The following is a 24,519-nucleotide window of genomic DNA, read 5'->3' on the forward strand; positions in this document are numbered from 1 at the left end:
TAAAACCTATAACTCGAGATATTTGGAACTTTCCTACATCAGATCAGGCTACGCCTTGTTAACGTTCGGCCCTCTCTTAACCACCTAAAGAGCGACATCGTGACTTTTATTCAATCCGTGTCGGCACATACCCAAGTGCCTGTACGTATTATCCTTGCTGATGATCACCCAGTGGTATTACTCGGAGCACGCATGGCACTGGAGGCTATTACAACGTTGCCATTGAGTGTTGTTGCGCAAGCATCCTCCCCTGCCGAACTCATATTTCAATTAGAGCATGAACCCTGCGATTTACTGATCACAGATTACTCCATGCCCATCTGCCGGCAACCCGACGGTCTTGCATTAATTAGCTACATACATCGCAATTATAAAAACACCAAAATTATGGTGATGACGATGGCAAGAAGCAATCTCCTGATGCAGCACCTACTCACAACAGGTGTTAGGGGGGTTTTTGATAAACATCGTCCCCTTGATGAGCTCAGCCAAGCGGTCACTTCAGTACTAAAAGGTGAAAAATATTTAAGCCCGAGCTTGGAAAGCAACATTAAGAACATAAAAAATGGCATACCCAGGCAATTAAAACTAACACCAAAAGAATATGAAGTCATACGACTGCTTGGCGAAGGGCTTGCAGGCCGAGAAATAGCCAAACGGCTCAACCGCAGCGAAAAAACGATCAGTAGACAGAAACGTAGTGCTATGCAAAAACAGGGTATCTACAGTGAAAGTGAACCAAGAGATGCTGAAAAGAAAGTTAACCCCTAACATGTCTTAACACGCTTATCAGCAAACACTTCAAATCAGCACACATCGCACATAGGCTGCTATTTTTATCAACTGGCTTGCTAACATAAGGCAAACCTCCTAGACACCACGCGAAAAACAGCCAAAACCTATCAGAACTACTAGTATCGAATCGCTTGCTTTCGACGTAAGGTCGTGAAACCGATATCTATCGGCTGCCCACCTAACGTCACTGCAAGGATATTAAAAATGGCTAATAGATTTTTTTCAAAAGCAGTATTTCCCACCGCATCCCTTTTAATTGTCGCCGCCATGGCGGCGAGCTTATCAACCTCTGTGTTTGCAGCTGGACCAGTTGTTACTCCTGGTGAGAATGGCTGGTCAGATGAGGTAGGGGCTGAAGACTACACCTATAAATGCCCAACTAATATGGCAATGACCGGCAGGGCACACTATGGGGACGAAGACGAAGGTATAAATATGAGGTGCATGCCTTTTATTTCATATGGGGAAGTGGGCACATTGTCCGCAAGAATAGCGAATACCCCTGACCACGATGGAGTATGGTCTCCAGAACAGTACGAAGGAAAGGATGAAGATGGCAACCATGTAGGACACGATTACACATGTCCGGACGGTGAAGTTTTAACCGGAATAGGACATACAGGCGATGAAAATGGCAGGACAACCTATCGTTGTAGCGTATTGAAAATAAATGGCGAGGCTAAAAAATTAACACCCGGCACTCAACATAAAGTTAAAGAGTCAGATCATGCTTATGTATGCACGAATGGGCAAGCATTTATTAGACGCGCACATTTATGCACAGGAGGCGCCGGCAGTGCTTGTGATGAAAACCGAGATACGATTTATCAATGCGGCTATGTTCGCGGAACCGATTAACAAGCAATAACACTATACTAGTCGACCCCATTAATTAATGATTAACAAAATAATCCGAGAGAGGCAAGACCTTTCTCGGACTATTCAAACTTTCGATTTAAGTCATAGCATTATATCGACAGACAATTAAGCCCCCCCACACTGACACTCTTTAAGCGATTAAGTTCGTCGTACTCCATGATGCGTCCTGCCTCATCCCTTACCATATTTCCATCGGCATCATAAACTAGCTCAACAACCGTGGGTGTGCCATTGTCAATTGAATATGAAAAACTAGTTAATTGTACCGGATCAATCGACTTAAAATGGTACTCAGCAACGCTCATGCCACCATCAGCATAGGAAGTCCTAACTTCAGTAATGTTATCCAGGTCATCGAAGCTGAACATTTGCATAGCAATCGGCCTACCAAATGGATCTATTGGTGGTTGAGTGCCCGTACATTCATACATGTCTAGGCGACTGCATGTATCGTAAAAGTATTTTTCACTTCTAATGATTTGATCGCCCTCGCTCAAGACTCTTGAAACAAGGTTATCCACCTCATCGTATTGTTGATTGAGGATTTGCTCGATACCGTTAAGATCGAATGTTCGTAAAATTTCACGCCCATACACATCATACTCAAGGGCTATACTGACATAACGACTCGATGAGCAATCAACGGTATAGATGCTTTTTACCAAACCCAAACTATTGTAGGTAAAGTCTGAAGCGGTATCGCCTAACTCCGTACGCGACATTCTTCCAGCATCTTCAAGTTTATAGGTATAGGTTTGTAGTTGACCTAACACATCGGTATAAGAGAGCAGTCTCGACTTCAAACTGTATTTATAGCTCATCTCTAAGGGTGGATTACCTGAGTGAGAAACCGATTCTTTTTTAACTTCCCCAGTACTAAAATACTCCCGTGCCAAGAACTGTCCATCCTCACTGCACTCACACAACCGTGCGTCTTTTGAGTCATAGACGTAATAAGCATTAACGTCCTCGTTGATGAATCGACGCTCAATCGGCTCTTCCCCTAACTGAGGGAGATAGTTATATTCAATGGTCTGTCCACGCGCAGTAGTAACACTGCACGGTTGAAGTTCACCCGGTTTATAAGTGAACGCCTTTTTGCGGCCACCGATAACAGAGGATGAGAGACGATCTAGACCATCAAAGCTTTGCGTACCTAATATACGCTCCGCCACACTAATTTGGGTTGGTAAATCCTCACTGCTGTGCAACGCATACTCCCTCACGACCTTTACGCCATTAGGAAGTGTTGTCTCGAGTACGCGATCGTAAGCATCATATGTGTACAGCGTTTCACGAGCCTTGGCATCCACTTGTTTAGCAAGACGCCCCAACCCATCGTAAAAACTTTCATCCCGGCTATAGATTAATTCACCTGTCCCGTCAAAGCGGTCAGTGGTTACAGGCTTATCAAAAACATTTACTTTAGTAACAGTATAGTCATAAAACACCGATGAGTCTGACACTGCACTCCAGGATGTTATAATTTTACCTTTCCAATCAGCAGTACCAATTGGATTGGTAGACTCATTGACCTGTACCCCATCAGGACGAATTTCAGTTAACTGCTGCCCCCAATCGTCATAAGTGAATGTAGTCTTAAGTTCGAGAGCACGAGTGTCATCGAGCCAGTCAAACTCAACTTCCGAAATTACATGTCCAAAAACATCATAGTCAGCAGTATAGGTATCCCGATAAAGATCGGATAAATTACGATTTTCGGCATCAGCATTTTGTCTTTTTTCGCCGACTACTCGATTGAAGCCATCCAGTAACGTTTGAGTTTTTACACCCTTGACATTGGTAGTGGTTTGAGTCGGATAAAGAGTAGACCCTGGGGTGTAGAGAGTATAAGCGTAAACCCGCTCAGCTCTATATTCAGGATCATCGGGCGATACGACCTCACTCACCACTCGCATCAGTACATCATAGGTGTATCGGACAGTGACGTTATTCTCATCACTCACCAATAATGATTGACCATGTATCAGAGAGGTTTCACTGGTGATAACTTTTATTGCCTGGTCAAAGTTGTTGCTTGTCGTTGTGATGGTGTGCAATACCGTTTCAGCAGCCAGACTAAAACTCTTTGTGGCCAATGAGTATTCAAAGTCGATTAAAAAGCAGCGATCTTTTTCAGGCGATTCTGAAGACACAGAGAAATTTAAATTTTGGTAATTGACACGACCATATAGGTACTGAGTGTCCAGATCATCATAATAATGGTACTGACTCGTTTGAAGAGTGCGCTCATTACTGCCAAACACTTCAAGCAATGTTTCACTCTCCACGCTCAACCAATCTGCATGTGCGGGATCCAGCCCGGCAAATTGGATATACCGATAACGGGTAGCCAGCGTAGGTGCACCCGCATACTCACTGTCTGCCGGTACTACCAAGGTTTCTTTTAAATTACGTACAAATTGTTCGGGGTCAGCCGGACATCCATCCTCTGCTTCAAGCCCATAGTACGTACTGATTTCAGCCACACCGTTGGCATCGACTTGCCGGACCAGGTTCCCGTATTCATCGTAATCAGTCGCTACTACTTCTGAACGACCAGCCCCGTTGAGCGACCAGAACGTTTCAACTGTTTTAGGTAATTGAAAATTATTGGGCTGAGATTCAAAGTCAACGTCTCGCGCGTGATACGTAGTTCTGACACGCTTGAGAGCTCCATTTTGGGTAGTAGACTCTTCCGTCAGTAAATGAAAGGAGTTGAATGTTCGCTCCGTACGCTGAACCTCACGCCCCTCAGACATCAAGTATTCGACCGTGCTGTAATCATAACCGGTCACTTGGTAAAGATTATCAATACCTTCGTTGTTCCATATTAAACCTGGAGCACCAAAACCTAAAAAGTTATGGTGGGTTTTAGGCTCTGGAGCTGGTAAATCATAGCCATAGACAGTTTCGATAACCGGCTGACCACAGCCAGGGTCCGCAAGGTGCCTGGTTACGCGCGGCAGGTTCGGAGAATTAGCATCGGGATGTTGATGTCCCTCGTCCTCATAGTAAATCGTTTCATGGCTACCCGTAGGAGTCTCAACTTCGCTAATACAATAATACCCACGTACGTTGATGTACCTGAATAACCAGTGCGCATTGTCTTCAGTCGGCAACAAAAGTGTTGTCTGCAAATCACCGGCAAGATAGACCATCTTATAGACAGCCAAAGGCGAGCCGTCTATTCCTGAGTAAGGATAAAATCTCACTAACAGCGTACCATCCTCTCTGACAAAATCGAGCAAAGTCTCTCCTCGCCCATCTTTGATATCAGAGAGTAAATATGAATCCTTGTACGGTAGATAGCTTAAATTTACCTGACGTCCTTCGCGACTGTAAATTTTGACCGGCAATGCTAAAGAACCATAGACGCGCAAAATCTCCGTGATACCTGACTTATAGACAACCCTATACTGCTCACCCTCCTTGTACAGGCGAAAAGTATCGAGCTTTTTTTCATCCATCACCAACTGACCATTATCAGTCGCACCGGTAACTCTATAGGTTTCACCGGAGCTCAATGACAGGACTTTATTAACAAGGTTATATTCGGTTTGTTGCAAACTCCACCCAGGGCCAAAGCCGCTATCACGCATATTCAGCGCGCTGAATACCAAAGACAATGGCACCATCGGCCCCATCAGATCATTGGTGTTTAGATCAGGCAAATTTATAGCAACACTGTATTGTCCGGTTCTTGGATCAACCCCTCCCGTTAAATAACTCATAAAATTAAACGCATTTGAATGTACCGCATTTGACGTAGCCATGAGCGCTCACCAAGATAAAAAAGGAAGGGTATTCAAACACTCCGAATACCCTATTAGATTTAGTAAAGATTTATTGAATAGACTGACTATTTAACTGAAGCTGTCAGATCCGGTGTAGGAGGAGTAATTTCAATACAAGAGAGCTTTCCTTTTATATTGCCTTGAACATACTTTCTATCCACCAGTACTAGACCGGCCGCATTCATATCAACCGGTAGAGGTTTACCAATTTTTACGTCAGCTTCGTACAGCTCAGTAATTTCAACTCGCGCTATTGTGGTGGTTTTGTTGGTGACTTTCAGTAATGCTGTCCAGTCAGGGGTATGATTATCCTCACGGTTCTTGTAGCAGGCGGCTTCTGAAGACAAATAAATGAGGGTTCCCGAAGCGACATTAACAAATTGCATCGCATAAACATCATCATTCGGGCACTTCTGCGGATTAGTCGGACTCATCGAATAACCATTCTCATCCGTCCATATTTGAAAGCGATGGGTATACTTAGTCCAGGTAGGAATCGTACAATCCAATATACCATCTCCACCTTGATCTGGGTGTTTGCCCCATAAGTTAATATACGATGAGGCATTAGCAGTGTTTATAGATGAGCCAGTAGGTTCAGCTGTTTTAATAGCTGCACCCACCTGAGTCGAAACACCAGTACTACTTGAAAGATCCGGTGTAGAGGGTTCAATTCGAACACAAGATAACTTGCCCTCAATATTATATCGGTTAAATAGCCCGCCGCTTAATTCTAACCCTGGAGCTAGAATTACATGCCGCTCAGGATTGGCAAGCTTTATGTCCAGACTCGCCTTAAAACCTTGCAGAAATAACTGAGGGACAGAAGTGTTCTTGTTCCTTGTAATGACATTGAAAATCCAATCCGCATCTGCATCATCTAGATCGCAACTCGATTCAGAGAGGAACGATATTTTAGTCATAGAGGGCACATTCTTCAGCTCGAAAGAATACGCTTGATCATTGTCACAACCATAGGTGTTATTTTTAAAATCCACCTCTGTCTTTAAAATTGGAATTTGACAGTTTTCATCTCCCTGGCCATCGTCCCTAGCATTATAAATTATAATTTTCGGCGTATCTTCCGGCAACTTCGTCACGGCAGTAGAGGCATAAGCCATTGAGCCCAGCAGTACATAACTTGTACAGCCTACAAAGATGCCTAGACACATACGGTTTAAATAGTTGATTGAACGAATCATGACTTAACCACCTCGCCCGTGACTGGATCCTGAAGAAACGTAGTTAGCAACAACTTATTTCGACTATATGGATTCGTTTCGACGTCAAACATAATCGTAACGCCGTGAAAATTACCGTCATAATCAGTAAAGTGAAAGTTAAGGGGTTCGTACATATCTTTTCTGTTAATTTTATCACGTGTGATATAGGCAAAATCATCAACCCGGTGCAAACTGATGACTGCTTGCCCAGGGCTAGGCTTATACCCAGGCACTATCGCCAGATCTTTCAACTCCGGCCGTAACACAGTCAACCGGGGGTCAAATTCAAGCAGTTTAGGCTCAGACTGGTTTACTAAATAAATTGCTTGCCCCGTGAAACTAGCCATTGTTTCTTCTAAGACATTACTTTCAAATTGCAGCGTCGACAAACTGATATTCGCCTGCGTGAGGCCTCTTTTGATAGCAACCATTTCGTTAATAAAAAACGGTGCGGGCGGATAAGACAACAACCAATAATCGATGGTGACGTAATTAAATTCATGAGGATATTCACCGTTTTCATCTTGATTACCACCCTCCTCAGTATAAACCCTGCTCTTCTCAAATGTATAAGAGGCCGGATTCAGTATGGGCGGAGACAGAAGACTGAGCCTTACTTTCCCTAAATTCTCATCCCCATCTCGTTTTGAATCATGTTTAAAGCCATCACGATCTATTAAACGTAAGTAAAACGTTTTTGTTTCAATGTCTTGAGGGCGAGCCACTACATAGAGATCTACAGTTTCAGTAGCTAACATTTGGGCTCCCTCTGCAACGGGCTGTGCGGGTGGCCTATCGCCTACAAACCTGAAAATATTGTTTTGTGTTGAATAAGCCCATTCAATATCTGGATTACCGAAAGGAATTCCATAGTTATCATTCGTGTCCATACACAGCAAGGGATGGTTAGCGCCGTCCATGACAACAGATAAACTGTCTTTTTCCTCAGGAGTCAACTCTCCATTTGTGGTTACAAGGGTTACCACAAGGTGAATTTGCTGAAAACCATTAGCATAAGCAGTGCCTTCATTTACGCCGTCGCCTGGCTCTTTACCATCGGCCACCACAACCGTCATCGTGATGCCAGTCCACATCTCTGTGGGCTCAAACCCAGTCGTTTCAATAACGCTGTACCCGGACTTAAAATCTCCATCGCCTAAATCAACACTAAAGTGCACCACAGTTACGCCGGGTTCTTCAGAACCCGAGGCGGTAAATAAACCATTTTCATCAACAGCGCCATCACCACTGAGAACCGACCAAACTGGCTGGCGTGGGCCAGTGTAAGACGATGTTAGTTGAACTGCCTGAAGTGGCGCCACATTATCTTTAAATGGAGGATCTAGGGCGACGTCTTGGTACCAAGACAATAAAATAGACGTAAACATTTGCTGTTTAGTTGTTTGGTTGTAAGCCATAATACGTTGCTCCACCAAGCCCAAACCTAAGAGTTCGCTAGGTTGAGGGGGTGTATATAACGCAACATTACCTTCCAGCTGTATTGACCCGTAGTTTGTATCTAGCAAAGTCCATGTAACCTTGTCATCGTGTGCAGCCGAGGCCGTTAATACGATGGGCTCTGGGTTCGACCATTGAACAGGCAGTGCTGTTTTGCTAGCACCCGATACAATATCAGCGGGGTTGAGACCCACTTGTCGCTCAGAGAGCCGAGGTGAAATAGACACATCTTCATAAGCCACAAGCAGCAAAGCAGACGCTTTATAATCCTTCCCGGCGTGTGAATAACGACCAGTCACCACAACCCGCAAGGTCTCCTGACCTACGTATTGTCTAGTGCCTGCCGTGTACACTCCGTTTTTATCGATTGTGCCTGCACCTGCACTGCCAGCGCTATTAAGACTTCGCACTTCCCAACTGGCCGGCACCTCTTGACCGACTGAATTTCTAAAACTAAACGCTTGCTGAGTGCCTGCTCTAATAGTTGAAAAAGTTGGCTCAACACTGTAGTACGTTGTACTAGTTGCTAGATTACCAAAAAATACTCTATCATGAGGAGTATGTTCTGAGATAACTTCAAAGTGATGTTGCCCTGGAAACAGTAAGGTCGTGAGTAATTGCATATTGTCTTCGTTGGCAGAAGACACAAGAGACTCATGAATCACCAGTGCTGCAGAATACTGTTCACCTTGGTCAGTTTGATCATCAGGAATAAAATAATTAAAATCAGAGTCATTCCCTGGCCATGAAATGCCAGGCATGCTACCTGCCAAATCAATAAATACTAATACTGCTCCGTCACCCTTATCGACAGCTTCATTTAACGTGCTCGCCGGCGACCTTTGTGTACGTATATAAAACCGGACTGGCGTCAATGGATTATAGCCTGACAAATCCAGCACACCCAAAGTATAGATTTTTTTATGGGGTGGAAGCTCGTTTAAATGCCCTTTAAGAAGGTCAATGATACGATCATTAATATCACCAATACTCCCAAGATTGGTGCTGAATTTATCAGCGCCCGAGAGATTCATGGTAACACGACCAACCCTATCTATATCACCGCGAGTAACAGAAAGATCAAGTTCAAACCTCACATAGAAACCATGTGTTTCCTTGATTTTATGCCACGAACTCAAGACGGGTTGTTCGCCTGGGATTCGTTTTATTTCACTGTAGCTACCACCGACTATATTCAGGGTCACTGTCACCTTGGATCTGTTCAAGTCGGCACTTTCAAACGACAATAGCGGCTTACCTAAAATAAGGTTAACTATCTTGACATCCCGATATACTTTATCTAATTGAAACTCTGCATTGAAAAAAGGAAAATAGCGACCTTCGCTGTAACTCTCGATGAATTGTTGCTCAATGAGATTATTAACACGCGCCCGACTAAAGGCCGTAATTGCACCCCACCCCCAAGTACTAGCCTTATCCTTCATAGAATCTAAAAGGGCATCACGGGAATTAATAGACATAATAGTGACTCCACTGAACAGCTCAGTATTGATTTTTAATAAATCCAAAAAACTCAGACATCAAAGAGTGTTATTAATACTCATCACCAGGTGTACCTATATTGCCCGGATGCTTTCCATGTCGAATCAGGGTCGCTAAAGATTTACCTGTGGGATCAAGTTTGAAAACGTCGACACCAATATCCTCCCCATCATTAAAAAGACCATGAACAATGATGAGCGGCTCGCTCACTTCCGGATCAGCGGTATAGATACCTGTCTCATAGTCTATTACCCCCGGGCCTTCCAACAATGTCCATTTACCCTTTTTCCTATTACCTGTAGCCGACTCTCCATAAAACTCGTAAGTTCCAGGTTTATCACCCACGTCATACTTCATTAAGATCAAACCGCTGGCAAGGCACAATGCAACGACGGTATTTGTAGAACCATTACTCTCTGATTTAAATTCTATCGTTTCAAGCTTATAGCCTACGGATGGAGCAGGCCTAGGTCCAGGTGAGTAAATCCATACATTCATCTCCGTCTCGCTGGCTACTATTTTGCCATCCGTGTCAGTAGGCAATACCGGTTTTAAAGGGGATTTATCATGTGCCATCGCCCGGACTGGAAATTCAGCATTAAAACTGACTTTGAACATCTCCGGGCTAACCAGTATGGATTGATTACTAACTGTCAACAACGCAAAACATTTGGCCTCCGATTGCTCATGAATTGCTGTAACTTTTACTTGAAGAAAACCATCCTCTCCTAGTTCAGCGGGTGCGGTATAGAGACCTGTACGCTCATCAATACTGCCAAAGTTGGCGACCAATAACCCTTTACTATCAGCCAATGGTTCAACTGCCCATTTGATTTGCGGAGCGCTTGCAGTGGGGGTGATAGTGAATTGATACGTCTGCCCTTTGATAACTTTAGGCAGGGGATCATCTATTTGAATCGCTGTCAGCTGTGGCCGGATGTTTCCAAACACTACCAAATCACCAGGTGTGTATGCCTCTTTTAAACTAACAACATCATGATTTTTGAAGAGTATATTATTCAAGGCGAACGTATTAAAATCGGGCACATGTGCAGCGAAACGTTGCAGCGCATCATCAATTTCTACTTCAATTCCATTTTCAATATATAATTCGGAAATGTCGTTCCAATAATCAAGGACTGTATACGGCAGTTGGTTCTCTATAAAACCCACCGGGACTAGCAATACACTTCCTGTAGAATCATCCCCAACACTTAAACTAACCTCCGTATCACCTTCGATCAAAAACTTGCCCTTAAGTTCCTTTTTCCAATTCAGTTCCCCCCAATAAGTGGCTTGGCCATACTGTATCGAAAATTCTTTATAGCCGTTCCACTCAATCATCAAACTGTCATCAATGATCGAGCACGTGAATCTCGACCTACCATTGAATCCGGGTGATTCCATAGCCAGATACATAGACGATATGTTAAACGTTAAATCGTCTACTGGGAATTTAATTTCTTTAGGCCCCTTGATTGCTCCATCGATTGCCTTCAACTGGTAGAACTCTTTATTCCCAAGGGCGATAGGTTCTAGTGTGGATGCGCCAGATATTTCATTCCCCATTTTAGCAAAGCCTTTTTGAATAATTTTATCCATAAGTGCTTTGTTTCTAATTACAATTGCCGATGTAAAACCCTCCTCGGAAGGTATCATATAGAGTGGTTCCACCGGTACACCGCCAGGGGAGCTTCCCTCAAGTGCAATAGACACAACCACAGCCCCATCATTGACTGCATCGTCCAACATACGTGTCTCTCTGAGTGCGGGAGGTACTAGCACATCAATTTTAAAGGACTCCGGCTTCCATATTGAACCCTCTGTATTTACTATTTCACTGATCACTATCCTTTGATGCTCATCACTCAGCTTTTGTATTAAATACGCCTGCAGCTGACTTCCCACCTGCTCATTTTCATCACCCACCGCACTAAAATTAAATACAAAATCTGAGGAACCTGATATATCTAAATAAACTTTACTTTCCTCTACGTCACCAGAAGACACTGGTAATATCGCGACTAATGTAGGCCCCATTAATGGGTTAAGTACATTCTCATATCTAACATCATCACCATGACTACTAATAATAGTTCCACTCTTAGCAAACCAGGTAACTCGCAACGTGGGTTTAATATAAACCTCTTGTGAAACAAAAGAAATTAAGGGTTCAGAGAGTACAACATCAACAAAATCTAGTCTATCCTGCGTACCTCTAAGGTGGGCAGTGTAATTGATCGGGGCATACCACCCACTGTTAGAAAACTGATCAACATAATCCTGGATCAATACATGATTAGCCATCTCACGATTATATGACACCACCGCATCCCATTCAGCGGTCACAGAACCTTCTTTCATTTTTTCTAAAATTTTAGACTTTGCATTCGCTAACGATTTCATACTACCACCTCGTCAATTAAATCGAATTAAATCCAGCTCAAAAAATCTATCCATTACGCCACAATGTTTAGCTCTATAGGTTCAGTAATTATATAGTTTTCCCCACCATCCAAACTGATATGAGACCGCACACTCAATTCGCTAGAGATTGCTAGTGCTTGAACTATATTTGATGATAGTTTAGCTATTACATACCCGCCCACAGACTCGCTTTCACTCACTGCCTCACCAACAGCTGAGGTTCCGCGCAAATAATGAGTTTGCCCGTTCGCAGTAGCAAGCACTTTAACCAGTTGGCCTTGTAAGAAATACGGCCACTTGCTTTGTGTAAACTCCGCCCCTCCTGCAGCTAACACTGCTGACTTACTTAAATTCACAGAAGTCTTAGGTTGAGTGCATACAATGGGATTAATGTCTGCAGGCAGTAACTCGCCAATCTTCAGTGTGTAGGCAGGTGATACCAGCGGCACATCGACTCCATCGACTATAACTTGATAGTAAAGCGCTAAAGATTTACCGACATTAGGCGCTACCGCACTCATTGGTAGGGCCAATTGGCGCTGACTCGCTCCGTCGCTAGCGCCCAGGTAGTACCCCAATTGACCTTCTTGATTGCAGCGTACTTGAGTCTTATCAGATGCAAATAACTCAACAATATCCGGTATAAGCACCTTCACGCCATTAACAGCCAGTCTAGCGCTAATTTCCCCCGAGCCTACACCTTCGTCTGTCGCTTCAGGCACGTTGGGGTAGTCTTCTAGCTTACGCTCCTTATTGATATTCACTTTAAGTGAGACGCTTGAACCATTCGCACCTACTCTTGAGAACTGATAACTAAAATTGACATCCACGGTGCTATTGCTGTGTAACCATTCATAGTCATAGAACACATTAAAGAATCCGCGATCAACCATCGCTTGATCAACGTTTATAGTGATTATTTTATTTTTGCCAAAGCGTGTCGCAATCGCTGATACTACAATTGAATCACCGGCCAGCATGGCCGGGTAATTATCAACTGAAAGTTCCAAACCATTTAAATATTGCCCAGGGTCCAAATAATTAGAAACCCCAGGAATAACAATCGCCGGAAGCTTATCAGTTGCGGGAGCAGATATTTTCAAAATTTGCATGGGGGATTGCGTCACCGGTCTTCCGCTATTGGCATACGTGACGGTGTAACTAAGCTCAACTCGGCCATTTCTTATAAATTGTAACCACCCTTTGGTGATAATAAACTCTAGCGCCTGACCTAAGTGTTTATCCTCCAACGTAATTTTAAAATTGCGTGGTGGCAGCGAAGTACCGTTCTGTTCATAACCAGCCCAAGTGAACATCACCACATCACCTGGCCTCATGTTTTCGTAGGGGGGAATAACGGCGGTATAATCTGTGCCCACTTCCGGTATACCGTCTGGATCAAGATGCAGGTCATGCCCTTCTCTCATCTGCACAACCGACATTAGCGGCACCCAACCAGCACGCTTGCCCACGTAAAAAAAACGGCGTAAAGACTCCTCGCTACGGGTGTTGCCAGAGCCTAGCTCGTAAGAAAAGGAATAAAAGACAGTCCCTTGATCAAGTTTTTTTAACTCTGCGTTGGAAAATGTAATGGGGAAGCCGTAGGGAGTAAGTTTACTGTTTTCGAAGACTACCTCGGAATCAACGTCATCATAGCCGTCACCTAGAGCGCCACATCCACGCCAATTGGGATAAATCAACGTTCCATCCGCTAGATTAAGATCCTCAACATCTACAAATGTTTCCAAAGCCAAGCTGCCGAGCGCATCTAGGTCAATCGTGTTATCAGCACCCAACCATTGCGGGATCACTGGCATGGGAAGAGGATTACGCATTATTTTTCTCCAATAAATGGCCCAGATAACTCAAAGTTGAAGCCGCTATGTGAGGCTTGTTGTAGTGCCTTTGTACGCTTTAATAGAGCGCACGAGTACTAGCAGAACTACTAGGTTTCTGATTTTTTTTTTGGTGCTACGCTAGGTAAAATGCAGCCCGACACCGAGTTACTGCCATAGGCCCTTATTCACATTTATAGGGGGGGGTGGGGTTAAGACTGCGCACTTAAACCAATCTTTCAGAGTTTTCTAATATGGCTACCACACCTCATTCAAATGCGTTCAACTTCTTAAGTTTCCTTCAACATCAAGTTGATCCGCGCACTGGCCAATACACTGCGACCATTAGCATCCCGGAAATCAATGCGAATCGGTTGTGTGGCCCGACACTTCCACTGTCACTGACTTTTAACCCATTAAGCAGCCTAAATCAGGGCTTTGGGCCTGGTTGGTCATGGCAACTGTCACACTATAATATTGGCACCAGTATCCTGACACTCAACACAGGCGAAACATTAAAAGTCATTGATTGGGACGGCCCTAAAGCTATCTTTCAAGAGCAGAAACTGATCACCTTCAACTTTTATCGTGAGTCGCCCACATCATACCGAGTTGCCCATAACTCAGGGCTCACAGAAATACTTGTTCTGCAGAGTTCGCAAGCTATGCCGGTGAAGCAGTATACGCCCCAAGGCCACGACCTGAGCCTGACCTATGACTCATGGGCTAATGGTTCTAGCGTTGTCGATGTATTAAATTGTGTGTATGACGCTGAGAACCAAGTACTTTTCGAAGTTAATGATATTGGCTCCACAACACTGACACTTAAACTATACCCCTATCTTGATGGCTATAATTGTACGTACCTTTGGGATTACGTACCCGGCAGCCTTGAAACGTTTATAACCCTGCCCACTGAAGATAAAGCGCAATGGCACTTTAGGTACAAAATGGTCAGAGACTTCATGTGTATTTCTGAGGTTACTACTCCGAATGGCGCTAAAGAAACCATTGTTTATGGTGATGAGGGGCATGGCCATCCTGCTGATGTAAACCTTCGTTTACCTAGAGTCACTACTCATACTGTGTCACCCGGGTCAAGCCAACCGGATATTGTCACGCACTACAGCTACGTTCTTACAAATGCATCAAACAAACATAATTTTCTTGGCTATCAAGGGCCTGGCATAATCTGGTTCGACAATGGCTTGGATAACCTTTATCAAGTGTTTGGCGAATACAATTATGGCTCCATTCAAACAATTATGTCGGCGCGCGAACCTGTTATTTCAATTGAACGCACCTACAACCGCTTTCATCTACTGACACAAGAACTGACTCAACAAAACGATAACGTATCCGTTGTTAACACACTCTATCATCTTAGGCCGGATCGAAATTTTTCTGATCAACCCCGAAATTTTCAAAGCCCACGCATCATCAGCAAATTATGGTACTTGAACTCTGACAGTAATACGATGCGTGAAGAATCCGAAAGGCTTGAATTCGACATGCATGGGAATGTAACTTACAGGCTTTTCGCAGACGGCATATCGGAAGTCAGCACTTATTATTTAGCCGAAGGCGAAGGTCAACCCACTGACGATCTCTTCTGCCCTGCTCACCCTGAAGGATTTACCCACTCTCTCAAAACTAAAAAAATAATTCCTGCACCTTCTGATTATGGCAACGCCCCTACATTATTATTTCAATATTGTTATAACACCATTAAATCCCTTAATCCGCAAATCCCGGACAGTATAGTACAGGTCTCAGAGAGACGCTTACACGTTACAACTGAACTAGACCCCTTTGGACGGCAAACAGAAATCTATATACCGTTACAAATGATTGAACTCAGTTACTACGACACACCCGAAAACCTGTTAACTCATGGGCGACTAAACTGCCAAACAACCCACGTGAATCAGCACGCCCGTTATATCCATTTCGAATACGCAGAAGGCACTGACGAACAGGGTCAGCCATATTTAGAATCACGACAAACAACCACCAACAATTCCGACGCGACATCACGCCATTGGCTAATGCGGGCGTCTTATCTCTCTGGGCAAACCATATTTTTGTGCGATGAACATGGTGTCGAGTCCGTCTATTTATATGATGCCCTGGGGCGTAAAACATATGAATGTATAGCGCCTAATACCGAATTCGCAGCCACTCAGAACATTTCATACTCATTGGCAGTGGCCGAAGGATTAGTCACAGAACAGATCATTACGAATGCGCAGGGTGTCATGACTCGGCTCTTATTCGATGGTTCGAACCGAGTCATATTCAAAGAACGACTAAACACCAACAGCGCATCACGATCCAGTGACTTTCGCAAAACTTATTCAGCTCGCTATGACTGCCTAGGTCATCTGATTGAAGAAACCCACTACGACTGGATTGACGAGTCTAACTCATTAGACCTCACCACTCTTTTCATCTACGACGACTGGAGTCAACTCATCGGCACAATTGGGCCCGACGGAGTTCAACACTATGAGGTCATGGACCCCATAGGTTTAAGAAACAGTGATGGTTTAAGAGAGCGTACAGTCACTCAGTGGACCCAAGCACAAAGTATCCCAACTATTAAACAAGGTCTTACACGCAGCCGGTTGTCTGCAATGAGTAAACCGCTGGCCATTGAGCAGTTTGACGCAGATGAAAATATCGTCGGCCTCTACGAGTATCGTTATGACGGTGCAGGCAATTGTGTGACGGAAATTGATATGCGTGGGCATGAAACTCACTTCACTTATGATGCCTTGAGTAGACTCACCGCTAACCTATTGCCTGATTTAACCCATGTGCAACATACCTATGCAGCTCACACTAATGACACCCTGCTTGCAAAAATTGAAGTAGACACTAACGGCAAATCTCGTGTGGTGCTCGGTACGCTGGTATATGACGGAATAGATCGCATCACTGAATCCCTTGTTGGAAGACGTCGCGAAACGCGCGCTTACAAGGATAGCCAGTACCATGTCAGCGAACGCAAAACGCTAAAGAACGTCCCAATCAGTTATGAATACAACTTCAACCTTACCGACTCACCGGTCCGCACGACAGCTGAAGAAGACGCGGTATTCGAATACGACAAAACGACGGCTCTTCTCACTCGTTCTGCTAACAGCGAAGGTATTCGAGAATATATCTATAACGACGCCTGCCAATTAAAAGAAGAAACGTGGAATGATCGCAGCGGCAACGTCATCCATACCCTACTTACCAGTAGTCTACTTGGGCGGCAGCTCAGCCGTGTTGAAAAAATCAACGACATAACAAGTGCCATTTCTAATACCACCTATCAATATGACGATAAAGGCCGTATGAGCCGTATGGTACAAGGTGTACTTGAAGCCAATTTCACTTACGACCCATTTGGACGTTTGCACACCACGACGACTAAAGACACACACGCGACAGAAGAAAGTGTATTACAGACGACGCTGGAATATGACTTTATGGGCCGTGAGGTCAAACGCAGCATGTCACTTAACGATCAACCTTTGCGTATCATTACTCAAACCTGGGATATACAAGGGTTACTCGAATCACGGCATCTACAGCTCGATGGAAAAACACTACTGAAAGAAACTTTTGCTTATGATTCTAGAAATCGCTTAACAGAGTACTACTGCAAGGGCGAATCCTTGCCTAAAGATGACTATGGTCAAGCAATTGTCATGCAAATATTTGACTTCGATGGTTTAGATAACATCACTATGTCTTTAACCCTCTTTGATGATGACTCGCAAGATGTTTGCTCATTCAGTTACCATCCTGATGACCCTTGCCAACTAAAATCTGTAAGCCACAGCCATCCGCGCTATGTTGCAGATGGTAGAGCATTTTGTGAATTCACTTTTGATGAAGACGGTCATCAGTTGAATGATGAATTTGGCAACCTACTGAAGTACGATAGCCTCGGTCGATTGCTGTGCGCAGAGGATGAAAGCACAGGTGCCCTTGTTTCGAGTTATCGCTATGACAGCCATAATCAATTAATCGCTTCTCAACAAACAACTGAAACTGAATGCCTACGTATGTATGAGGGACTGCAACTGGCGGGCACTCTACAGGACAGCATTCACACCCAACTCTTTCGCAACACGGATCGGGCATTGGGTCAGCAACGTTCAAACAATGCTGATCAAACATTACTATTTATGACCGATGCCAACAGAAGCGTCATTGCACACTGTCAGCAAGAAACAATCACTAGTGCGAATTACAATGCCTATGGTGAGACAGGGGACTGGCCGTTGGACAGTTTGTTAGCATTCAACGGAGAGGCTCGTGAACCTGGCAGTGGTTGGTACCTGCTGGGTAAAGGGTATCGCGCTTACAACCCTTCGCTTAAGCGTTTTCATAGCCCCGATTCTTATAGCCCGTTTAGTGTAGGCGGGGTTAATCCCTATGTTTATTGTTTGGGCAACCCCCTTCGATTCCGCGACCCGACCGGGCATTACTCTTATGGGCAGCAATTGGATCCGGGCAACCCTATGTATGCTCGCACAGAGCCAATTGCGGGGTTTAACTGGATCGGCATACTTGTTATTGCTGTTAGTACAGCCATTACCGCCGGTGTAACGGTAGCCACTTTTGGTACAGGAACAGCTGCTGTAATTTCCCTGATAGCGATATCAGTCGATATTATAACCGCGGGTTTGAGCTTGGGCGCAATGAAAAACAGGGGTAAAGCGAGCGAGACCCTTGATAATTTAGGTTACCTCGGATTGATCCCGATTTTTCCGGTAGGTACTGCTAAGGCCGCAGCAGGTGCTGCTAGTGAACTAGCCCAAGGAACCCTGGATTCGACTTTACAGGGGGCTGCTAGGATAGGCGGGGAAGTTCCAACTACTCCAGTGCCTGCGATCATCGCGGCGAATGAACTTTCAGAAACCATACAGAGTTCGGTAGAAAGTACGGTAGATTCTGCATTAGATGGAGTAAAGCTTACACATCCATCGTCCGCAGCTTTAAATGTACTCCCCGGACGCAGTGTTGTTTCTGACATCATTAATATACCTAGACCTAATAAAACCATCAGGCCTAAAGCCATAGACACACCGCCTTCTCAATCGACCGCGCCGAGTAAACGACCTCGCATCAAAAAAAAGCGCCGGGTTATAATTGCTACAGCTGCTAGAGAGTGGCCCAAACCTGAAGATTTCGTCCCAGTTATTACAACTCAGTCCGGCATAAGAAGCATGCCTGATTATTAGATATTACATAACTCCTCTACACCCACTGCACGCTAACAAAGTGCAGTGGGAAACACTTGAATTCAATTAAATTTATTACTTAATACTTCGCAATCTTAAAAAATGAGAGTTCTCTCATATATACCAGCGTCTCACTTGCTTAGACTCGCCCCTCCCGAGACATGCTCATTGAGCACTCCTATGTTCGTCCAGGCTTTGTTTCGGGTTGTTCGCCTTGGACCCACTCAAGAAGACCCTTTACTCATATGAATATTTCACGATTACACGTGTGCTTCGGACTCACGCTGGGCCTGTTCGGCTCTTCCGCTTTTGCTACTTCTGGCAATATCGACTTCGAAGGCATGATTACCAGTAGCACCTGCCCTATCGAGATCGTTAACCCGGGCGATGGAACTATCGGAAACCTTGTCAACATGGTTGATGTTGAAGCCAGTCGCTTTACGGCTGTTAATCAAGACCGTGGCGGTAAAACCTTCTCCCTTCGCTTGTCTCCAGACGCGGGTTGCGCATTAGACCCCGCTAACCCAAACACTGCGACTGTTACGTTCAGTGGTCTAGCGGATTTAACAGGTGATCATTATGCAATCAAGGACAGCGGCGACCCTGCCAAAGGCGTTGTGATCGTCATCAAGAATAAGCTCGGCGAAATCGTGAAGAACGGTGTGGAGTCCTCTCCCTTCGACCTAAGCGCAACCTCTGAAACTGATATGGAGTTTGAGGCGTTTTACCGCTCAAGCTCTCTTCCTGTCAGCGCGGGTACAGCGTCGGCGAATATTGGCTTCGTGGTGAAAATCAACTAACACCCTTCAACACGGGATGCAAACCCTACTTCAAGGGTTGAGTATCCTGTAAACGCTGCGCACCAGGGCGCCTCTGCGTCCTGGTCGAAGGTAATTCTGATGCTTAAGTTAATATCTATACGTCGCGCGGTCAGCATCGGCGTAACGCTACTGCTCGCCATCCAATCGGGTACTAGCCAAGCAGCCTTGAGCCTTAGTGGCACAAGAGTCGTGTTCACAAGTGATAAACGCAATGTTTCTATTATCGTGCGCAATCCAAGCCTAGACATCTATGCAGCCCAAGCCTGGGTGAATACCGAGGCAGACGATACAACTACCGCTGTTCCCTTTATAGCCTCGCCTCCTTTGTTTCGACTCGATCCTGGCAAAGATCAACAGGTGCAAATTAACGGATTGCCAAATTCATTGCCGACGGATCGAGAGTCACTGTTCTACTTCAACATCCAAGAAATTCCGCACACCAACAACATTACTACTAACGTACTGAATATTGCTCTACGTACACGGATCAAAATCTTTTATCGCCCACATACTCTTCAGGGTAGTTCTGTAGCGCGCCTACAGGAATTGCAATGGTCTGTACTGAAAGTGGATGGGAAGACCCTATTAAAGGTCAACAACCCAACCCCTTTTCATGTGTCGTTTGTACGCCTTGAGGTGCTGGTAAACGGCAAGACGGTTGAACTGAAACAGCCAACCATGGCGACGCCCCTTGGCGAACAGACCTTTGACCTTCCCGATATAAACCCCATGCCTGGGATGCAGGTCGTGTTTTCCGCCATCAATGACTATGGCGCCTACACCAAACCCATGACTCGACCTATTCAGACAGCCCGCTAAAGAGCCTACGCAACAAGCCCTTCATTGCCAGGAACTTACCCATGATCCGCCCCCTTGAACGAGCGCTGCCCTCAAGTGTGCGCGTCGCTCAGCTTTTTGCTGTCGGTATCGCATTTTTCGCCGTGATCGAAGTTCGGCCCGCTAGGGCTCAATCTGTTGAATTCCAATACGGATTCATGCGCCAAAACAGCGAGCACAGCGATGATGTCAGCGCCTTAGCTTTAAAAACCTTATCAGGACAAAACGCACTGCCTCCCGGTCGCTACCGTGTAAGCCTTAGAGTCAATCAAAACTATTTTGCTGAGCGAGAGATCACGTTCGAATTAAATGATCAAAACGATAACCTTTCACCGTGCCTAAGTGCCGAGCTTTTAAAAGAAATGGGCGTTAGATCCGAGACATTTAGAGCCGAACACAATGCTCAAGCTTGTATCGATCTGCCAAGCCTTATCAGCGGTGCAAGTAGCGCTATGGACAACAGCACAATGCGCCTCTCGATTTCAATTCCTCACATTGCGATGCGCCGCGACGTCATAGGTTATGTACCTGTCGAACAGTGGCAAACAGGAATTAACGCAGCATTTCTTAACTATCAAGTCTCAGCCCAACAAGGCAACAGTCGTTACATAGGGAGCCGAGAAAGCCAAGACATTAACTTGATCAGCGGCTTGAACCTTGGAGCTTGGCGCTTTCGCAGCAGCCAATCGCTGCGTCAGAACGACGACAGCCAACGCGAATGGCTGAGGGCTTATACCTTTCTACAACGCGACCTCCCCGGTACACATGCCAATCTGACGCTTGGCGAAACATTCACTTCTGGCGACGTTTTTCGCAGCATGCCAATTATGGGGCTGTCAATAAACTCTGATCTAGGCATGCTGCCGGATGTTTTACAAGGTTATGCGCCTGTAATCCGAGGCGTTGCACAAAGTCGCGCCAAATTGGAGGTGCTTCAAAATGGTTACCCAATCTACTCCACTTATGTCAGCCCTGGCGCGTATGCAATAGAGGACCTGAGTACGGTCGGGGGCAGTGGTGAATTGGAGGTGGTCTTAACTGAAGAAGACGGCCAAGTCTCACGCAGAACCCTGCCCTACGCCAGCATCGGCAACTTGCTACGCCGTGGCGTTTGGCGCTACAGCGCCACTGTTGCGAGGTACAACTCTGCTTACAAGCTTGAGGAACCGCTGCTCTGGCAAGGCACATTGGCGATGGGCACTCTTTGGAATTCGACACTCTACGGCGGCGTGCTCGCCAGCGAATTTTATCGAGCAGGCACTCTGGGACTCGCCAGAGATTTCGGTTCGGTAGGGGCTTTTTCGCTCGATGTGACGCACTCCAATGCGCAGGTGGACTCACATACATCAAACGCCGTCCAAGGTATGAGCTACGCCATCAAATACGGAAAATCGTTTCAAACCCGCACTAACTTGCGCTTTGCCGGGTACCGGTACTCAACCCAAGGCTATCGCGACTTCGACGAAGCACTTCATCAACGCCGTCAGGACGGCTTCTACGGCAGTCGTCGCAGCCGATTGGAAGCGTCGGTTTACCAAAACGTGGGCAAAAGCAGCTCTATAGGCCTGACTTTTTCCCATCAGGATTATTGGTTCAGCGACTACGAACAGCGTCAGTTTCAATTGCAGCTCAATACGCAACATAAAGGTATCAGCTACAACCTGTATGCCTCTCAAGCACTGAGTGAACGCAATGGCATGAAGACGCACCGCCAAATTGGCTTAAGTCTTTCACTGCCGCTTGATTTCGGTCGCTCGACGTCATTGACCTATGACGCACAAAAATATGGTGATCGCTTGAGTCAGCGCGCCAGCCTTGGCGGCAATGCCATTGATAATCGCCTCAGCTATCGCGCATCAGTCAGCCACGAAAATACCCAGCAAACATCCGCAGCGATCGCCCTCGGTTACCAAGCGGCCTTCGGCAGCGTGGGAGCCGGCCTTACCCAAGGTCGCGACTATCGCAACCTCAGCCTCAATGCCAGTGGAGCCGTGCTCTTGCATGATTCGGGTATTGAGTTTGGCCCCTACCTGGGTGAAACCATGGGGTTAATCGAAGTACCCGGCATTCCTGACATCGGCGTCGTCAACTCCACTGGAGTACTCACCAACCAACGGGGATTCGCCTTGGTTCCTTACCTTCGGCCTTATCGGGTCAATGAAGTGCAGTTGAAAACAGATGATCTGGGGCCGGAAATCGAGATTGATAACGGTACGACCCAACTGATTCCACGGCGTGGCGCGGTGGTTAAAGCAACCTTCAATGCCCGAAAAATCACGCGAATGGTCATCACCGGCTCCACATCAGCCGGTTCCCCACTGCCCTTCGGTGCACGAGTGAGTGACTCTACTGGTCAAGAAATCGGCATGGTAGGTCAAGGGGGCCAGGTCATGCTGAGCGGCGCAACAGGCAAGAAAACGCTGCAAATACGTTGGGGCGATGACGCTAGCCAAGGCTGCCAATTACAAGTGGACACCTCAACAATGGAGCACCGCAATGGGTACTACCTGCAAACCCTGCAATGTCAATAACTCTCCCTGCATCAATGCCTGCATGATTAGTAACTACTTCACATGCTTGGAGGCTGCATGAAACACTCACTTTCATGGCTGCTAGGTCTTTGGCTTTTCACTCACGGGCTGCCCGCATGGTCTGCGGACACTGCTAGCCACTGTTATTGGCAACTGGGAGTTCCCCAAGGGCCGCAGCTTTACCGTTACGACATGGGCAGTGTTTATATACCGCGAGATGCTCAAGTAGGCAGCGTAATTGGGACGTTTAAGAAAACAGGCGTCAGCTACGATGAGAACAGCGCAGTGCTCAAGTGCTCCAACGCTGGCGATCGAACCCTCGATTTTAATATTAATGCCGTTAAAAACATTTCGCCGGTCATACTGCCTCCTGTGAACGGCGAAGACGTGAATGGCAAAGTCATAGAAACTAATATCAGTGGCGTCGGCGCTTATATAGAGCTAGGGAGTCCATTCAGCGGCGGAGGTACTAACGTATTTGAACCCAATGGACCTCCAATCGTACCGTTCACCGCAACCCACAATAAACGCATGACAGCAGAAATGACGCTGTCACTGCTAGTTCACAAAGTAACACTAATCAAAACGGGTGCGATCACGGCAGGCCCACAACTTCTGGATGGAAGCCTATTGGCTTCATCCACCCTATCTGATGTCGGCAAGGCATTTGATTTCGGAGTTTCCGGAACAGTCATCCAAGCCCAGTGCAGTGTTTCGGCCACAGCCGTTAGTGCAGACCCGGTCGATCTTAAAGAGTGGGTGATGGCGGACTTTAGTGGGCCTGAAAGCGGAACAACCCCTGTCCCGTTTTCAATCAAACTTGATAATTGCATTGCAGACCCTACTAACGCCAACATAGCCACTGCTCATATTTACCTAGAAGGGGCTAAAGGCTCTGTCCCCATCGATGCGCAAAAAGGTATATTTAGTCTCAGCCCCGACTCAACAGCAAAAGGTTTTGGAATTCAAATATTACAAACCGATGGCATAACACCTTATGCGCTTCAGAAGGTCATACCCATTATTGAAATCACGCCAGGGGAAGTGGTAATGAATTTCAAGGCACGTTTTATTCAAACCCTCCCCAGCAAAGACCTAGAACCCGGAAACGCCAAGGGCGCCCTTGGGTTTACCATCACGTATCAATAAATATAGGCCTCCTCAGAAAAA

The 24,519-nt window shown here is 45.7% G+C and carries 12 protein-coding genes; 7 read left to right on the forward strand and 5 right to left on the reverse strand.

What is annotated here, in order from left to right:
* Positions 1 to 99 precede the first annotated feature (99 nt).
* Both AQS70_RS17875 and AQS70_RS23670 read left to right on the forward strand, forming a co-directional pair.
* Entirely contained in the window at positions 100 to 771 is a 672-nt protein-coding gene (locus AQS70_RS17875; protein WP_156355198.1) for a response regulator, read from the forward strand.
* Between the two features lie 228 nt (positions 772 to 999).
* Positions 1,000 to 1,653: a hypothetical protein gene (locus AQS70_RS23670; RefSeq protein ID WP_156355200.1), complete on the forward strand. Its 654-nt coding sequence runs from the start codon at positions 1,000 to 1,002 to the stop codon at positions 1,651 to 1,653.
* A 110-nt stretch (positions 1,654 to 1,763) separates the two neighbouring features.
* Here the strand turns inward: AQS70_RS23670 and AQS70_RS17880 are convergent, their stop codons facing one another.
* The 5 genes from AQS70_RS17880 to AQS70_RS17900 form a co-directional block, all read right to left on the reverse strand.
* Complete coding sequence (locus AQS70_RS17880; RefSeq protein WP_055104086.1) at positions 1,764 to 5,450, reverse strand: RHS repeat domain-containing protein; 3,687 nt, start codon at positions 5,448 to 5,450, stop codon at positions 1,764 to 1,766.
* 86 nt (positions 5,451 to 5,536) lie between these two features.
* Complete coding sequence (locus tag AQS70_RS17885) at positions 5,537 to 6,673, reverse strand: hypothetical protein (RefSeq protein WP_055104087.1); 1,137 nt, start codon at positions 6,671 to 6,673, stop codon at positions 5,537 to 5,539.
* Positions 6,670 to 9,633 (reverse strand): hypothetical protein, encoded by a 2,964-nt coding sequence (locus AQS70_RS17890; protein WP_055104088.1) that lies wholly within the window; start codon positions 9,631 to 9,633, stop codon positions 6,670 to 6,672. The genes AQS70_RS17885 and AQS70_RS17890 overlap by 4 nt, the downstream gene beginning before the upstream one ends.
* A gap of 73 nt (positions 9,634 to 9,706) precedes the next feature.
* On the reverse strand, positions 9,707 to 12,061 hold the full coding sequence (locus tag AQS70_RS17895) for a hypothetical protein (RefSeq protein WP_055104089.1): 2,355 nt from the start codon (positions 12,059 to 12,061) through the stop codon (positions 9,707 to 9,709).
* 53 nt (positions 12,062 to 12,114) lie between these two features.
* A complete protein-coding gene (locus tag AQS70_RS17900) occupies positions 12,115 to 13,917 on the reverse strand; it encodes a molybdopterin-binding protein (RefSeq protein ID WP_055104090.1) in 1,803 nt (600 codons plus the stop codon).
* A 254-nt stretch (positions 13,918 to 14,171) separates the two neighbouring features.
* Here AQS70_RS17900 and AQS70_RS17905 point away from each other — a divergent pair, with 254 nt between their 5' ends.
* From AQS70_RS17905 to AQS70_RS17925, 5 genes are all read left to right on the forward strand, one after another.
* Positions 14,172 to 19,160: an RHS repeat-associated core domain-containing protein gene (locus AQS70_RS17905; protein ID WP_055104091.1), complete on the forward strand. Its 4,989-nt coding sequence runs from the start codon at positions 14,172 to 14,174 to the stop codon at positions 19,158 to 19,160.
* 251 nt (positions 19,161 to 19,411) lie between these two features.
* Positions 19,412 to 19,960 (forward strand): fimbrial protein, encoded by a 549-nt coding sequence (locus tag AQS70_RS17910; protein WP_082428155.1) that lies wholly within the window; start codon positions 19,412 to 19,414, stop codon positions 19,958 to 19,960.
* Positions 19,961 to 20,059: 99 nt separating this feature from the next.
* Positions 20,060 to 20,800 carry a fimbrial biogenesis chaperone gene (locus AQS70_RS17915; protein WP_055104093.1) on the forward strand — a complete coding sequence of 247 codons (741 nt, stop codon included), beginning with the start codon at positions 20,060 to 20,062 and terminating at the stop codon, positions 20,798 to 20,800.
* Positions 20,801 to 20,841: 41 nt separating this feature from the next.
* Positions 20,842 to 23,349 carry a fimbria/pilus outer membrane usher protein gene (locus AQS70_RS17920; RefSeq protein ID WP_055104094.1) on the forward strand — a complete coding sequence of 836 codons (2,508 nt, stop codon included), beginning with the start codon at positions 20,842 to 20,844 and terminating at the stop codon, positions 23,347 to 23,349.
* A 57-nt stretch (positions 23,350 to 23,406) separates the two neighbouring features.
* Complete coding sequence (locus AQS70_RS17925) at positions 23,407 to 24,498, forward strand: fimbrial protein (protein ID WP_055104095.1); 1,092 nt, start codon at positions 23,407 to 23,409, stop codon at positions 24,496 to 24,498.
* The last annotated feature ends 21 nt before the right edge of the window (positions 24,499 to 24,519 follow it).

The sequence above is a fragment of the Pseudomonas endophytica genome, assembly GCF_001411475.1.
Lineage (GTDB): Bacteria > Pseudomonadota > Gammaproteobacteria > Pseudomonadales > Pseudomonadaceae > Aquipseudomonas > Aquipseudomonas endophytica.

What these genes read in the sequence shown, in the direction of transcription:
- AQS70_RS23670 (WP_156355200.1), top strand. Translation starts at nt 1,000, where the DNA reads ATGGCTAATAGATTTTTTTCAAAAGCAGTATTTCCCACCGCATCCCTT.
- AQS70_RS17880 (WP_055104086.1), bottom strand. Translation starts at nt 5,450, where the DNA reads ATGGCTACGTCAAATGCGGTACATTCAAATGCGTTTAATTTTATGAGT.
- AQS70_RS17885 (WP_055104087.1), bottom strand. Translation starts at nt 6,673, where the DNA reads ATGATTCGTTCAATCAACTATTTAAACCGTATGTGTCTAGGCATCTTT.
- AQS70_RS17890 (WP_055104088.1), bottom strand. Translation starts at nt 9,633, where the DNA reads ATGTCTATTAATTCCCGTGATGCCCTTTTAGATTCTATGAAGGATAAG.
- AQS70_RS17895 (WP_055104089.1), bottom strand. Translation starts at nt 12,061, where the DNA reads ATGAAATCGTTAGCGAATGCAAAGTCTAAAATTTTAGAAAAAATGAAA.
- AQS70_RS17900 (WP_055104090.1), bottom strand. Translation starts at nt 13,917, where the DNA reads ATGCGTAATCCTCTTCCCATGCCAGTGATCCCGCAATGGTTGGGTGCT.
- AQS70_RS17905 (WP_055104091.1), top strand. Translation starts at nt 14,172, where the DNA reads ATGGCTACCACACCTCATTCAAATGCGTTCAACTTCTTAAGTTTCCTT.
- AQS70_RS17915 (WP_055104093.1), top strand. Translation starts at nt 20,060, where the DNA reads ATGCTTAAGTTAATATCTATACGTCGCGCGGTCAGCATCGGCGTAACG.
- AQS70_RS17920 (WP_055104094.1), top strand. Translation starts at nt 20,842, where the DNA reads ATGATCCGCCCCCTTGAACGAGCGCTGCCCTCAAGTGTGCGCGTCGCT.
- AQS70_RS17925 (WP_055104095.1), top strand. Translation starts at nt 23,407, where the DNA reads ATGAAACACTCACTTTCATGGCTGCTAGGTCTTTGGCTTTTCACTCAC.